The organism is Paractinoplanes globisporus DSM 43857 (assembly GCF_000379645.1).
Taxonomy (GTDB): Bacteria; Actinomycetota; Actinomycetes; order Mycobacteriales; family Micromonosporaceae; genus Actinoplanes; species Actinoplanes globisporus.
This window is the reverse complement of sequence record NZ_KB903327.1, coordinates 75,621-89,843: the sequence shown is the minus strand read 5'-3', so window position 1 is coordinate 89,843 and position 14,223 is coordinate 75,621. Positions and strand designations below refer to the sequence as shown.

Sequence of the window (14,223 nt, the reverse complement as noted above, 5' to 3'; positions counted from 1 at the left end):
GTCCACCGCTGATTCGCACCACCCGAGCAATCCCACAACTGCGCCAGCGCACCGTTCGCCGTGCTCTGACCCGTGACATCGAGACACCGCCCGGACTGAGCGCCGACGATCTCGGCGTTGCTCGGATTGCTGCCGCCACCGAAGGAGTAGCCGGCGGCGGTGATGCTGGCCTGCACCGCGTTCTCGGTCGCGTCGGACGGGTAGCCGGAGATGATCGCGCCCTCGAAGAAGTACCCGACACCGGTGACGCTGTTGTCCCCGCCGGTGCCCAGCAGGAGAGAGCTGTCGGTACGCATCGGCGAGTAGCCGTTCGGCAGCGGCCCCGAGAAGGTGGTGGTCAGGCCGCCGCTGGTGGCGTTGCCGTACTTGAGCGTGAAGTTGCTCGTGCCGTTGTTCTTCTCCCAGGCGCTGACGAAGGGGAAATGCACGCCGGAGTTCGCGGGGTCTTTGTTGGAGCCGGTGTTCGTGTGGTACATCCCGTTCTCCAGGTCGGCCTCGACCCACGGGCCGGCGCCGACGCATCCGCCGAACCAGCAGGCGGTGCCCCACTCGATGGCGTTCATGGTGGCGTTGCCGGTGTCGGTGTGGGAGTTCTCGCCGCTGCCGTAGTCGAAGCAGCACCACTGGTTCACGTAGTTCGAGGACGTCACCATGTAGATGCCCTCGGGATGCGAGCCGGTCGGCGCGTTCCGGGCGTTGTCGACGCGATATCCGACTCCCTGGGTCACCTTGATGCCGTAGGCGGGGTGCCCGGCGACGGTCAGCGGCAGCGCCTTGGCGTCGGCGCCGACGTCGGCGCCGTTGGGGCCGGGTCCCTTCCAGTAGCCACCCCAGGAGATCGGCATGTCGTTGTGATTGCTGGTCTGGTCATAGATCTTGGTGATCGTGCAGGCCGTGCCGGCGCAGAAGGAGTCCTGCGTCGCGGCGTTGGCGTAGCCGCCGGCCGAGAGCAGTCCGACGTCGGTGTATGCCTTGTCGGACGCCCGCTGCACCTGGTAAAGCGGGCCGTTGTAGGACCCGGACAGCGCGCGGGTCGTGCTGTGCGCTCCGATGCACGGCGTGCCGCCGGCGGCGTAGATGTCACACACCGCGGAGGGGGCGGCGACCGCGGAGGTGGCCGGCGCGAGGGCCACGATCGTCGCGGCGGCCGCGAGAACGGACGCGAAGGTGCCGGCCGTGCGGAAGCGTTTTCTTTGTCGGCGGATTGCCTGCCACATGATGTTCTCCCGGCGATCAGGGCTGGTTGGACGGTGTCGACGCGACCCTTGACGCGTAGCGGCGATGCCGGGGAGTAACCACGCCGCTCGAGGGATGAGAACGTTAACACCTCAATTCAGCAGGTTGCCAGAATGTTTCCCCACATTCAAGTACAAGAATTTGTTGACGCATCTCCTGAGGCATACCAGCAGCTCATCATGGTTCCTGCTGCCGCGCTCACGGCGTGCGACCCTCGGCCGGCGCTCGGCATAACAACTTTCAGCACGTCCTCAAATCTTTTTCCGGACATCATTTCGCGAATGGGGTCGATGGCGCCGAACACCGCCCGGAATGGCCTTTCCGCTGGGCATTTACGGAAGCTGTCGAACCAGGTGCCGTCCACCGCGAGAATCGCATCGGAGAGGTAGCCCGGCGCGGCCGGGCAGCGAAGATCGCCGCGCCGGCGAGGTCGTCGGCGCGGGCGGGCCGACGGCGCCGGTGTCGTCCCGGCGGCATCCTGTCGGCGAGGTCTTGCAAACATAATACGTATGCTCTTATATTTCGTGACGATGAACTCCCCGTCGATACGGTCTCCCTGACTAAGGACCTCAATATGGGTGGAATCACGCGAGCTTCACGTGCGATCGGCGGCGCCGGGGCATTAGCCGTCGCCCTGGCGTTGGCCGCCTGCGGTGGCAGTGGTGGCGGCGACACCTCGGCCGGCTCCTACGGATTTCCGCAGGCTGCTCAGGACGACAAGGCTGAGATCACGGTGTGGGTGGACGCCGACCGTTCGGGTGCGGCGGACGCCTTCAAGAAGGCCAACCCCGACGTACCGATCAAGGTGGTCACCTACGACGGCTCGGCGAACGGCTCCAATTCGTTCCGTACCAAGATGCAACTGTTCGACCGGGCCGGCAGCGGCTGGCCGGACGTCGTGTTCTCGAGCCAGAACAACGACGCGGCGTGGGCGAGCCAGAAGTCCGGCGGCAAGCAGGCGTTCGCGGCCGTGCTGGGCGGCGGGCTGGTCCCCAAGGCCACCCTCGACGGTTTCACGCCGGGCTCGCTCGACCCGTGCACGGTGGAGGGCAAGGTCTACTGCCTGCGCAACGACCTCGCCCAGGTGGTGCTCTGGTACAACAAGGACCTGCTGACGAAGTTCGGCTACGCGGTACCGACGACCTGGGAGGAGTACCAGGCGCTCGGCGAGAAGGTGGCGCGGGAGCACCCGGGCTACATCGTCGGGACGGTCGGCGACGCCTTCGCTCCGGAGATCTACTTCTGGAGCAGCAAGTGCCAGGCGAACGGTGTCACGGGGCCCACGTCGGTCACGGTCGATACCGGCACGACGGAGTGCAAGCGGGTCGCCGCCATGCTCGACACCCTCATCAAGAACGGCACCACCCCCAACATCAGCGTCTTCACGCCGGAGTTCGTCAAGAAGTACTCCGGCAAGGTCCTCGTCATGCCCGGACCGGCCTGGTACGCCGGCGCCATCTTCAACAACCCGCAGTCGCTCAACGTGCCCAAGGGGCAGCTCGGCGTCGCGGCCCCGCCGGCCTGGCAGGGCGACGCCGCGGTGACCGGCAACGTCGGCGGCGGCACCTGGTTCATCAGCAGCCATTCGAAGAACCTGAAGGCCGCGGCGAAGTTCGCCGAGTTCGTCACCACCGCCGACGACTACCAGGTGAACCTCGCCCCCGGTTACCCGGCCTTCACGGCGGCCTCCGACAAATGGGTCAAGAAGCAGGAGTCGAGCGGCTACTACGCGACCGATCTGCAGCCCATCATCAAGGCCGGCACGGAGATCTGGGACGGCTGGGGTTCCGGGATCTTCAGCCAGGAGGCGATCTGGGCCAAGACCATGACTCCGGCCGTCGCCGACGGCAAGAGCCTGGTCGATCTGCTTCCCGAGTGGGGAACGGCGATCAAGAACCAGGCTCAGGTCAACGGTTACACGGTCAAATGACCGCTCTGGAACAGACCGCACGGCCGGCGGCGCTCGCACGCCGCCGGCCGGGCGGCCGGAAGCGGGCCGGCGGCCGGAGCGCGATGAGCTACGGCTTCATCGCCCTCTACACGGCCCTGACCGTCGCCTTCGGGATCGTTCCCGCCCTGTACGCGCTGTACCTCTCCCTCACCGACGCTGACGGCGGCTTCGCCGGGCTCGCCAACTTCACCAAGGTCGTCGGGGACTTCCGCTTCCTGCCCGCGGTGGGACACGTCGCGTACTTCCTCGTGCTCTGGCTGATCGCGCTGGTCGTGCTGGTGACGGTCCTCGCGATCGCCGTGCACGCCATCCGGCTGCGCTGGCTCGGCAGCGGCCTCCGGCTCATCTTCTATCTGCCCGGGGCGCTGGCGGGCGCGTCGAGCGTGCTGCTCTGGCTGTTCCTGCTGGACCCGACCGCCAGCCCGGTCGGCGGGCTGTTGCGGTTCCTGGGCCTGTCCAGCTTCGTCGAGGTCATCGTCCCCGGCCACCTGCCATTGATCTTCGCCATCATCGCGTTCTGGACCGGCGCCGGCGGCTGGATCGTGATCATGTACGGCGCGCTCAACAACATCAGCGCCGAGGTGATCGAGGCGGCCCGCATCGACGGCGCCGGCCCGGTTCAGATCGCCTGGCGCATCCAGCTGCCGATGCTGCGTAAGTGGATCTCGTACATGGGGATCATGTCGCTCGCCGCCGGCACCCAGCTCTTCGTCGAGCCGCAACTGCTGTCGCAGGCCAGCAATGCCATCGTGCCGAACGACTACTCGCTCAACCAACTCGCCTACCAGTACGCGTTCCAGCAGAACGACTTCAACGGCGCGGCGGCCATCTCCCTGCTGCTGCTCGTCATCGCCCTCGCGCTGTCGGCGGTGTTCGTGCTGCGCGGCGGCCTGTTCGAGACGGATTGAGCCATGACGACAGCAACTACCGGCCGGCGGTCAGGTCTCGGCGGCTGGAGCGGCCGTACGATCGTCGGGGTCGTTCTCGCGATCTTCGTGCTGTTCTTCGTCATCCCGATCGTCTGGCTGCTGCTGGCGACGACGAAGTCGGCACGTGGCCTCATCGTGCGCGATCCGTTCGCTCCGGGCGGGCTCAGCGACCTGAGGGCCAATTGGCACCAGCTCTTCGCGTTCCAGGACGGAGCGGTCACGACCTGGGTGGCCAACTCGGCGCTGTACGCGGTGGGTGCGTTGGTGATCACCCTGATCGCCAGCATCCCGGCCGGTTACGCGATGGCCCTGACCCGGTTCCGGTTCCGGCGGCTGCTGCTGATCCTCACGCTGATCGTGATGCTGATCCCGAACACGGCGCTCGTCCTGCCCATCTTCCTGGAGCTGAACACCCTGGGCCTGATCGGCAGCCCGCTCTCGGTGATCCTGCCGATGTCGTTCTTCCCGTTCGGCGTCTACCTCACCTACATCTACTTCTCGACGAGCATCCCGCGGGACCTGCTCGCCGCGGCGCGGATCGACGGATGCTCCGAGTTCCAGGTCTTCGCGAGGGTGGCCCTGCCCCTGGCCGCCCCGATCGTCGCTCTCGTCGCCTTCTTCAGCTTCGTCCAGAGCTGGAACAACTTCTTCCTGCCCTTCGTGATGCTGCCCTCGAGCGACGGGTACCCGATCCAGGTGGGACTCACCTCCCTGCTCGCGTCCACCCCCGCGTTCAATCCCAGTTCCGCCGGGACGCAATCCGTGCAGCTGCCGACGCTGGCGCTCGCCACGGTGATCTCGGTGCTGCCGGTGCTGATCGTCTTCCTCTTCTCCCAGCGTTTCCTGGTCGCCGGCATGACGGCGGGCGGCACGAAGGAGTGAGTCGAATACCTGCCGAGAAGGAGCAACAGTGAAAGTCACCGGGTACCGGAGCGTGACGACCGAGCATGACTGGGGGAGGCTGACCGGCGACGCCAACGGGGTGATGTCCGGGCCACGGACCGAGGTGCATGTGCTGATCCTCGAGACGGATGCCGGCATCGACGGGGTGGGCGTCGGCCCGCACGGCGACATCGACCGGGTCTTCGACGCCGTGGAGGGCCAGGATCCGCGGGGCGTGTCGGTCCTCTACGACAGGATGCTGGCCCGGGCCTTCAAGACCGGGCACGCCGGCGCGACGTTCGGTGCGATCGGCGCCATCGACACGGCGTTGTGGGATCTCAAGGCGAAGGCCGCGGGCGAACCCCTTTGGCGTACCCTCGGCGCGCTCGACCGGTTCGTGCCGGGCTACGCCTCGGGTCTCGACATCGCGCTCGACGACGAGGGGCTTGCACGCCTGTATGAGGAGTTCGCCGATCGCGGCTTCAGCGCCGGCAAGCTCAAGGGCGGCCGGAGTCTCGGCGACGACCTGCGGCGGCTGAAGATCATGCGCGGCGCGCTCGGCCGCAACTCGGCGAACCCCGCGCTCATGCTGGACGCGAACGAGTCCTGGAACCGGTCTCAGGCCGTACGGTATCTGACCGCGCTCGAGCGGGAGGTCGATCTCACCTGGATCGAGGAGCCCGTACGCCGATGGGACGCCGCCGGGCTCGCCTCGGTGCGCCGGGGCGTCCGCGCCGCCGTCGCGACCGGCGAGAACCTCACGGGACTCGAGCAGTACCGGCCGCTGCTGGACGCCGACGCGGTCGACATCGTGCAGGTGGGCAACGTCTGGGGCATCACCCACTTCCTCCGGGTCGCGGCGGTGGCACACGGCCACGACCTGCCGGTCAGCCCGGTGGCCTACCACACCAACCCGGTCGCGCACGCGGCCGCGGCCGTGCCCAATCATCTCGCCTTCGAGGTCCAGGGTCTCCACTCACCGATCGGGCTCCGGGTGGACCAGGAGTACGACGACGGGGGAATCGTTCTCGGGAACGAGCCGGGGATCGGCATCCAGGTCGACGAGGACGTCATCGGCCCCGCGCGGGCGGCCGGCCGGCGCCCGGAGGACGCGGGGCCCCACGTCCGGCCCGGCCGGGCGGGCCTGCGCCTGGTTCCCGACTCGTCACGCGATCTGTTGTGAGGCCGATGCTCTCCTAGGCCTCCGCGTCGCCGCGGGACGGGTCAAACCGGCGTCGCTGCCAGGAGCCGACGATGTGGTCGCGCATCGCCCGTTCCGCCGCGGCGACGTCCTGCCGGGCGATCGCGTCGACGACCACGGCGTGCTGGTCGAGGGTCGAGCTGAACGCGCCCTCGTACTGCATCCCGTGGTATCTCGTGCTCTCGAGCGCGCGCCGGTAGAGGCGCTTGGTGATGTTCTCGGCCAGGCGGTTGCGGGAGAGCTCCATCACCGTGAGGTGGAAGACCACGTCCGCCTCGTTGAAGGAATCGCTCTCGTGCTGCATCTGCCGCATCACCTGCAGCGCGTGCTCGATCCGGGTCAGCTCCTCCGGCGTGCGGTTGGCGGCGACCGCCCCGGCCATCGCGGACTCGAGATTTCCCCGTACGACGGTCAGCTCGTCCAGCACCCCCAGCGACTCGTCATTGTCGATGAGCGCGGAGAGCACGACCGGATCGAGCATGTTCCACGACCCGGACCGCGCCACCTGCGTCCCCCGGCCCTGACTGACGATCAGCAGGCCCTTCTCCTCGAGCCGCTTGGCCGACTCGCGGATCACCGTGCGGCTCACGCCGAAGTGCTCGCTGAGCGGACCCTCGGGCGGCAGCAGATCGCCCTCGGCCAGTTGCCCGGTGACGATCAGCTCGACCAGCTCGGTCACTACCGCGACGCTCAGCCGCTCGGCGCGGCGGCGGGGAGGGAGCTTGAATGCGTCGGATGGGGCCGTCATGGCTGGTACCTTACCCACCGGTCGCGGACCGTTCCCCATGGTCAGGCCGGCGGAGCACGACCGGCGGCGGCCCGGGTCCGACCGGGCCGCCGCACGGGCCCGAGGGATCAGCGGTAGCCGGCGGCCACCACGTTCGCCTGAACCGCGTTCTCGGTCGCGTCGGACGGATAACCGGAGACGACCGCCCCCTCGTAGAAGGTGCCGGCACTCTGGTTGGCGCCGCCGTCCGGCTTGCAGCAGTCACCGCCGCTGCCGAGCACGATCGCGCCCTGCTTCTTCATGGGGCTGTATCCCGACGGCAGCCCGCCGTCCCACAACGTGAAGAGGCTTCCGCTCTGGGCGTTGCTGCCCTTGATGGCGAACCGAGAGGTCCCGTTGTTCTTCAGCGTGGCGGTGACGAACTTGCTGGTGAACGCCCGCTGGTTGGAGTTCCAGGAACTGCTGCCGCCCGGGAACAACCCCCATTCGAGGTCGGCCTGCACCCACGGGCCGGTACCCGAGCAGCCGCCGAACCAGCAGCTGGTGCCGAAGTAGATCGCGTCCATGGCGCCGGCCGCGTCCGCCTTCCGCGTGGTCTCGCTGTTGCCGTAGTCGAAGCAACAGCCGCTGTTGACATGCGTCCCGCTGGTGACCATGTAGACGCCCTGGGGAGCGCTGCCGGTCGGCACGCCGGTCAGGTGGCCGTCGCGCCAGTAGCTGTTGCCCGGGTTGATGTAGAGCGAGTACGCCTTGGACCCGCCGATGGTCAGCGACTCGGTGGTGGCGGTGGCCGGGCGGCTCTGCGAGGACCCGGGCACCACCGAGGATCCCTGGTACCACAGGTCGTTGCCGCGCCCGGACTGGTCGTAGACGACGGTGATCACGCAGGTGGTGCCGGCGCAGAAGCTGTCCTGGGCGGCGGCGTCGGCCGTGCCGCTGCTCAGCGTCCCGATGTTCCGGGTGCTGCTGTCGGAGGATCGCCGGACCTGGTAGAGAGAGCCGCGGTACGCGCCGTACAGGGCGCGTACGGTGCTGTGCGCGGCCACGCACGGCGTGCCGCCCGAGGCGTAGATGTCGCACGGCCCTCCGGAGGAGCCACCCGAGGTCGCCTGCGTCCATTGCTGGTTGGTCTGTCCGTTGCAGGACCAGAGGATGACTTTGGTGCCGTTGGCGGTGGCGGCCCCGTTGGCGTCCAGGCACAGTCCGGACTGCACGCCCGTCACGGTGCCGTTCGCGTTGACGTTCCACTGCTGGTTGGTCTGGCCGTTGCAGTCCCAGATCACGACCGCGGTGCCGTTGGTGGTGCCCCGGCCCGAGGCGTCCAGGCACTTGTTCCCGTAGACCGTGAGTTGCTTGCCCGAGCCGTACGTCCAGGACTGGTTGCCCTGGCCGCTGCAGTCCCAGAGCTGGGCCTGGGTGCCGTTGGTGGTGCTGGAGTTGGGCACGTCGAGACAGCGTCCGGACTGAGCGCCGACGATGGGGGTCGGGGTGCCGACGACCGCGGCGTCCGCGGCGTCGTGGCCGGCGACGATTCCGGCCGCGATCAGGAACAGGCTCAGGGTGGTGGCGAGGAGGAGGCGGCGACGGCTGGGGCGCCGCACCGCCGAGGCGGGATGGACCATGGGAGTTCCTCCGGGGATGGAGAGGACACATGGATCGCGAGACGGGCCGGGGCTCGTCCCGGGGAGAGGGAGGCCTAGCGGCCGAGCAGTCGCCAGGTCTGGTTGAGCGGGCTCGCCTGGCCGGCCGGGTTGCACTGCCATTGGTGGACCAGGGCGTGGGCGGCGGTGGAGACGCCGCTGACGTCGACGCACTTGCCGCTGTGCCGGGCGACCAGTTGGTAGTCGTGCGGGTCGTTGCCGGCGTAGGTGACGCGGCGGAGCGTGAACTGCTGGTTCTGCGCCCCGCTGAGGCAGGTCCACTGCTGCACGACGGCGCCGTCGGCGGTGGACACCGCGTTGACGTCGAGGCACTTGCCGGTCTGCTGATTGACGACCGTGTACGTGCCGGCGACCCCGGCGACCGGCTTGAAGTTCCACTGCTGCTGGTCGCCGCCTTCGCAGTAGAACTGCTGCTGCTGGTTGCCGTCGTTCGTGCGCAGGTCGGTGTTATCCAGGCACTGCCCGCTGTGCTGCACGACCGCGACGCTCTGGAAGCTCGTGTCGCCCGGCGGCAGCAGGGTGACGGTGAAGGTGTCGTTCACGTCGGGATGCGCCACGTTCACGGTGGTGGCTCCGTTGGACACGGTCACCACGCTGTCCTGGACGGTCACCGGCCCGGCCACCGCGCCGCCGCTGTTGTACGGGACTCGCTGGACGCGTACCCGGATCTGGTTGTTGGTCACGATGCCGGAGGTCGCCCCGAGGCCCTGGATGGCGACCGCGATGTTGCCGGTCGTGCGGCCGCCGCCGATCAGGATCTTCGCGCTGCCGCTGGTCCTGGTGGCGAACGCGTCGTAGTCGTTGCTCGGCGTGGTCGCCACGATCGTGCCCGTCTGCCCGGCGTAGAAGCGGTAGACCCACCACTCGCCCTTGGGCTGGTACTGCCCGGCCGAGTTGCGGAGCAGCAGGTTGCCCAGGTCGTTGTGGAGGTTGTTGCCGCCGGCCCAGTTGGCCCGCAGGCCGTCGGTGCCGGCCCGCTCCAGGCGGGTGACGTACCAGGAGCCGTCGCCGGGGTTCTGCTCGTTGGACGCGCCGTACTCATTGATCTGGTACGGGCGGGAGTGCGCGATGCCCCGGGAATCCAGGGTCGTGGTGGCGGTGGCCGCGTTCGACACCGGATCGCCGGGCAGCGAGTGCCAGCTCACGATGTCGGGGACGACGTTGTTCGCCTTCACGTAGTCCAGGTACTGGGTCCACCAGCCGGACGTCGAGGGTACGCAGGCGCAGCTCGGACCGACGATGACCGTGCCCGGGAGCTCGGCCCGGACGCGCTGGTAGGTACGCCGCCACAGCTCGAAGTACTGCGACTGCGGCCGGTTCCAAAACAGGGTGATGTTGGGTTCGTTCCAGATGTCCCACTGAACCGGGACGCCGGTGGCCCGGACGTCGGCGAAGAGCCGGGTCAGGAAGTTGTTGTAGTCGGTCCAGTCGCCGTTGTCGCCGGGGAACCGCGAGATGGCGGCGCCGTCCGCGCCCCACAGGTCGTGAGCCAGCAGCACGAACTTGCCGCCGAGCGCGTTCGTGCGCACGAGCTGGGCCCGGGTCGCGTTCCAGCGGCGATCGTAACCACCGCCGACCCAGCCGCCACCGGGCAGCTGCGCGCCGCCCGCCCGCATGGCCCGGAACTTGACGTCGGTGAAGAAGTGCGACGGCGGATTGGCGCCGTCCTCGGTCATGCCGTAGATCCAGCCGGACGCGCGGTAGGTCGGGGAACCGCCGCCGGCCGCGAAGTTCACGGTGATGCCCTGGTCGTTTGCTCGGGCGGGCGCACCGACGGCGACCAGAGCCGCGACGACGAGGGCCGCCACCACCAGTCGTCCGGTACTGCGGCCACGCGACGGGAATCTCACGGTGCCTCCTGCGATAGGGATGGGATGAGCACGCAAACCCGGCGGGGCCACCGAAGCGGGGGAGACAGTCCCGTCGAACCGATTCGCTGAACACGCTAGGCAGCGAAGGCGGCCGATGTCAACGGTGTTAAGGTTTGCAGCCTCCTAAGGCGCTGGGCCCCTGTCGTCCGGCGAACCGAGAAGTCGAACCGATTCGCTACACCGGGACCGGAAGCGGCGACGCGGTGTGGCAGCATCCCGCCGCCACACCGCGCGTTCAACGCGTCGAGGTCAGTTCAAGCTGAACCGCTGGTTGGCCTGTCCGCTGCAGTCGTAGATCTGGACCTGCTGACCGTTGCCGGTCCCCCAGACGTCCAGGCAGCGTCCGGACTGGACGCCGGTGATGGTGCCGTTGGAGTTGACGTTCCACTGCTGGTTGGTCTGCCCGTTGCAGCTGTAGATCTGCACGGCCGAGCCGTTGCCCGACCCGGCGGCGTCCAGACACCTGGTGCCATAGACGGTCAGTTGTTTGCTCGAGGTGAGGGTCCAGGTCTGGTTGGTCTGGCCATTGCAGTCGTAGAGCTGGACCCGGGTGCCGTTGTTCTGCGACGCGTTCGGCACGTCGATGCAGCGGCCGGACTGGGCGCCGACGATCCGGTTCCCGGTGCCCTGCGTGGGCGGCGGAGAACTCGTGCTGCCGCCGGTGGGGGTGGGAGAGGTCGTCTGGATCGGGCCGGCCGAGTTGAGGGCGTTGAGCACCGAGGTGTACGCGGCCTTCTTGTTGCCGCCACCGTCGAAGAGCAGCGGGCTCTCGCCGGAGCGCCAGGAGTCGCTGTCGCGTACGCCCCAGACGGTGATGCCGACGCAGCGGGACACGTTCAGGCAGGCCTGGGTCAGTCCGGCGTACTGGCTGGTCGAGGCGTTGGTGACGTCGACCTCGGTCAGGGCCACGTCCACGCCCAGGGCGGCGAAGCTCGAGAGGGTGGTCTGGAAGTTGCTCGGCAGCGAGCTGCCGCCGGTGAAGTGGGTCTGCAGGCCGACGCAGTCGATCGGCACGCCGCGGGACTTGAAGTCCTGGATCATGCGGTAGACGCCCTGCGTCTTGCCGTACGACCAGTTCTCGATGTTGTAGTCGTTGTAGCAGAGCTTGACCGACGGGTCGGCATTGCGGGCGGTACGGAACGCCACCTCGATCCAGTCGTTGCCGGTGCCCTGCAGGTTGGAGTTGCGGCGGCTGCCGTCCTCGTTGAACGCCTCGTTGACGACGTCCCAGTACGCGAGCTTGCCCTTGTAGTGGGCCATCACGCCGTTGATGTGATCGATCATCGCCTGGCGCAGGCTGCTGCCGCTGAGGCTCTGCATCCAGCCGGGCTGCTGGGAGTGCCAGGCGAGGGTGTGGCCGCGCACCTTCATGCCGCGCTGAGTCGCCCAGTTGTAGATCTGGTCGCCCGAGCTGAAGTTGAACTGGCCCCGCTGCGGCTCGGTCGCGTCCGGCTTCATCTCGTTCTCGGCGGTGACCATGTTGAACTCGCGCCCGGCGATCGTGCTGTAGGTCGAGTCACCGAGCCGGCTCGCGGCGATCGCCGTGCCGAAATAGCGGCCCGACTGCGCGGCGGCCGCGCCCAGGGTGCCGGCGGCGGCGCTCGCGTCCGGCACCACCATCACCACACCGAAGGCCGCGACGGCGGCGACGGCGCCGCTGACCAATAGTCGGACACGCAACGATCGGCTTCCCGGGGAGCCGGGGGAGGGGTCGGGAGAACTGACTGCCACGTTGGCTTCCTTTCTCGATCCTGTCCCGGGCGCCGCGCACCCACACGCGCCGGCGGCCGTAGCCGCCGCGCGTGCGGGGGAGTCGGTGGATCGCGCAACCCGGACTGAAGAGCGATGGACTTCAATGCCACGTCATGCTAGGCACGGCAACATCGCCGAAACAATACCTTCCGGAGAACTACCGGAAATTATCAGCGCAGTCATGGTGCATGATTTGCGCCGCGATACCGCCTCTAGCTGCGAGTTCGCCGACAGATGTGTCGTGTGGACTGTTGCTTCGTGGTTACGGCAGCGTAATCGGCGGCTGGACGCGGGGATCGGACACCGAAACTTACGGACTTCGGATCGTAAAGTGCCGGGCCGGCCGGCGCCGCTCGCGTCCGGGGGCGCCTCGCCGGTGCAGCGCATTCTTCTGGATGCTTCCGGCATCGCGACCAAATTATGGGCCGTCTATTTGCCTTCGATGTTTCGACATTCGGAAAAAATGGCGAGCTGAAAAGTGATATGACCACGACCTCGGCATCGTAGTGCCTGGTAGGGCCCCCGATGCAGCAGGTATTGACGGGGATCGCTTGATTGTATGGGAGCGCTCCCGTAACATCCGGGACATCACGCTGTTAACGTTCACTATTCGTCTGCGAAGGCCCTCATCCTTTCTTTCGACCATTCCCTGGAAGGTTCCCCTCATGCCCATCCCCAGGCACGGCCGTCTCGCCCTGCTCGCCACGGCCGCCGCCGGCGTCGTCGTCGCGGCGAGCGTCGCCGTGATCGGCACCGCCGACGCCGCTTCCACGCTCGGCGCCTCGGCGGCGCAGACCGGTCGTTACTTCGGGGCGGCGATCGCGGCCGGCAAGCTCGGCGACTCCACCTACACCGGCATCCTCAACCGGGAGTTCAACGCGGTGACACCGGAGAACGAGATGAAGTGGGACGCGACCGAGCCGTCCCAGGGCCGGTTCACGTACACCAACGGCGACCGGATCCTCAACCAGGGGATCTCGATGGGCGCCAAGATCCGTGGACACGCCCTGCTCTGGCACCAGCAGCAACCGTCCTGGGCGCAAGGACTGTCCGGCAGCGCGCTGCGCAACGCCGCGATCAACCACGTCACGCAGGTCGCCACCCACTACAAGGGCAAGATCTACGCCTGGGACGTGGTCAACGAGGCCTTCGCCGACGGCGGCAGCGGCGGCCGCCGCGACTCCAACCTGCAACGCACCGGCAACGACTGGATCGAGGCCGCTTTCCGGGCGGCGCGGGCGGCCGACCCGAACGCCAAGCTCTGCTACAACGACTACAACACCGACGGCGTGAACGCCAAGAGCACCGGCGTGTACAACATGGTCCGCGACTTCAAGTCCCGCGGGGTGCCGATCGACTGTGTCGGCTTCCAGTCGCATCTGGGCACCAGCATCCCCGGCGACTATCAGGCCAATCTGCAGCGCTTCGCCGACCTCGGCGTCGAGGTGCAGATCACCGAGCTCGACGTGGCGCAGGGCGGCAACCAGGCGAACATCTACGCCGCGGTGACCCGGGCCTGCGTGGCCGTGTCCCGCTGCGGGGGCATCACCGTGTGGGGCATCCGGGACAGCGACTCCTGGCGGACCGGCGAGAACCCGCTGCTGTTCGACTCGTCCGGCAACAAGAAGGCCGCGTACACGTCGGTGCTGAACGCCCTCAACGCCGGTGGCCCCACCAACCCGACAACCCCGGTCACCACCACGCCGACGGGCAATCCGCCGTCCGGGGCCTGCGCCGCGAGCGTGTCGCTGAACTCCTGGAACGGCGGCTTCGTCGCCACCGTCCGGGTCACCGCCGGCTCGGCCGCGGTCAACGGCTGGACGGTCAGCCTGGCCCTTCCGTCGGGCAGCGCGGTCACCAGCACCTGGAACGCCACCGGCAGCGGCTCGACCGGCACGATCAGCTTCCGCAACGTGAGCTACAACGGCCAGATCCCGGCCGGTGGCTACACCGAGTTCGGCTTCCAGGGCACCGGCGCCGGACCCGGCACCGCCTCCTGTACGGCCGGCTAGC

The 14,223-nt window shown here is 68.1% G+C and carries 10 protein-coding genes; 5 read left to right on the top strand and 5 right to left on the bottom strand.

What is annotated here, in order from left to right; translation table 11 throughout:
• Positions 1-1,217, bottom strand: a 1,217-nt coding sequence (locus tag A3CQ_RS55400) for an arabinofuranosidase catalytic domain-containing protein (protein WP_020516030.1), incomplete at its 3' end; no start/stop codon positions are given.
• A gap of 593 nt (positions 1,218-1,810) precedes the next feature.
• Here A3CQ_RS55400 and A3CQ_RS0137115 point away from each other — a divergent pair.
• From A3CQ_RS0137115 to A3CQ_RS0137100, 4 genes are read left to right on the top strand one after another with little or no spacing between them, the layout of a single operon-like run.
• The gene (locus A3CQ_RS0137115; RefSeq protein ID WP_026206633.1) at positions 1,811-3,166 is read left to right on the top strand and encodes an ABC transporter substrate-binding protein; all 1,356 of its coding nucleotides are present in this window, start codon (positions 1,811-1,813) and stop codon (positions 3,164-3,166) included.
• The gene (locus tag A3CQ_RS0137110; protein WP_020516028.1) at positions 3,163-4,095 is read left to right on the top strand and encodes a carbohydrate ABC transporter permease; all 933 of its coding nucleotides are present in this window, start codon (positions 3,163-3,165) and stop codon (positions 4,093-4,095) included. Before A3CQ_RS0137115 ends, A3CQ_RS0137110 begins: the two co-directional genes overlap by 4 nt.
• Before the next feature lie 3 nt (positions 4,096-4,098).
• Positions 4,099-4,998 (top strand): carbohydrate ABC transporter permease, encoded by a 900-nt coding sequence (locus tag A3CQ_RS0137105; RefSeq protein WP_020516027.1) that lies wholly within the window; start codon positions 4,099-4,101, stop codon positions 4,996-4,998.
• Between the two features lie 28 nt (positions 4,999-5,026).
• Positions 5,027-6,181, top strand: a complete 1,155-nt coding sequence (locus tag A3CQ_RS0137100) for a mandelate racemase/muconate lactonizing enzyme family protein (RefSeq protein ID WP_020516026.1) — start codon at positions 5,027-5,029, stop codon at positions 6,179-6,181.
• 13 nt (positions 6,182-6,194) lie between these two features.
• Here A3CQ_RS0137100 and A3CQ_RS0137095 read toward each other — a convergent pair whose 3' ends face one another.
• From A3CQ_RS0137095 to A3CQ_RS0137080, 4 genes are all read right to left on the bottom strand, one after another.
• Complete coding sequence (locus tag A3CQ_RS0137095; protein ID WP_020516025.1) at positions 6,195-6,947, bottom strand: FadR/GntR family transcriptional regulator; 753 nt, start codon at positions 6,945-6,947, stop codon at positions 6,195-6,197.
• A gap of 107 nt (positions 6,948-7,054) precedes the next feature.
• The gene (locus tag A3CQ_RS0137090; RefSeq protein WP_020516024.1) at positions 7,055-8,548 is read right to left on the bottom strand and encodes an arabinofuranosidase catalytic domain-containing protein; all 1,494 of its coding nucleotides are present in this window, start codon (positions 8,546-8,548) and stop codon (positions 7,055-7,057) included.
• A 74-nt stretch (positions 8,549-8,622) separates the two neighbouring features.
• A complete protein-coding gene (locus A3CQ_RS0137085) occupies positions 8,623-10,437 on the bottom strand; it encodes an RICIN domain-containing protein (protein ID WP_026206631.1) in 1,815 nt (604 codons plus the stop codon).
• 270 nt (positions 10,438-10,707) lie between these two features.
• Positions 10,708-12,078 (bottom strand): endo-1,4-beta-xylanase, encoded by a 1,371-nt coding sequence (locus A3CQ_RS0137080; protein ID WP_157296802.1) that lies wholly within the window; start codon positions 12,076-12,078, stop codon positions 10,708-10,710.
• 797 nt (positions 12,079-12,875) lie between these two features.
• Here A3CQ_RS0137080 and A3CQ_RS0137075 point away from each other — a divergent pair.
• Positions 12,876-14,222 (top strand): glycoside hydrolase family 10 protein, encoded by a 1,347-nt coding sequence (locus tag A3CQ_RS0137075; RefSeq protein ID WP_020516021.1) that lies wholly within the window; start codon positions 12,876-12,878, stop codon positions 14,220-14,222.
• Position 14,223 lies beyond the last annotated feature (1 nt).

Bases quoted from the DNA above. Each gene is read 5' to 3' on its own strand.
- A3CQ_RS0137115 (WP_026206633.1), top strand. From the start codon at position 1,811: ATGGGTGGAATCACGCGAGCTTCACGTGCGATCGGCGGCGCCGGGGCA.
- A3CQ_RS0137110 (WP_020516028.1), top strand. From the start codon at position 3,163: ATGACCGCTCTGGAACAGACCGCACGGCCGGCGGCGCTCGCACGCCGC.
- A3CQ_RS0137105 (WP_020516027.1), top strand. From the start codon at position 4,099: ATGACGACAGCAACTACCGGCCGGCGGTCAGGTCTCGGCGGCTGGAGC.
- A3CQ_RS0137095 (WP_020516025.1), bottom strand. From the start codon at position 6,947: ATGACGGCCCCATCCGACGCATTCAAGCTCCCTCCCCGCCGCCGCGCC.
- A3CQ_RS0137090 (WP_020516024.1), bottom strand. From the start codon at position 8,548: ATGGTCCATCCCGCCTCGGCGGTGCGGCGCCCCAGCCGTCGCCGCCTC.
- A3CQ_RS0137080 (WP_157296802.1), bottom strand. From the start codon at position 12,078: ATGGTGGTGCCGGACGCGAGCGCCGCCGCCGGCACCCTGGGCGCGGCC.
- A3CQ_RS0137075 (WP_020516021.1), top strand. From the start codon at position 12,876: ATGCCCATCCCCAGGCACGGCCGTCTCGCCCTGCTCGCCACGGCCGCC.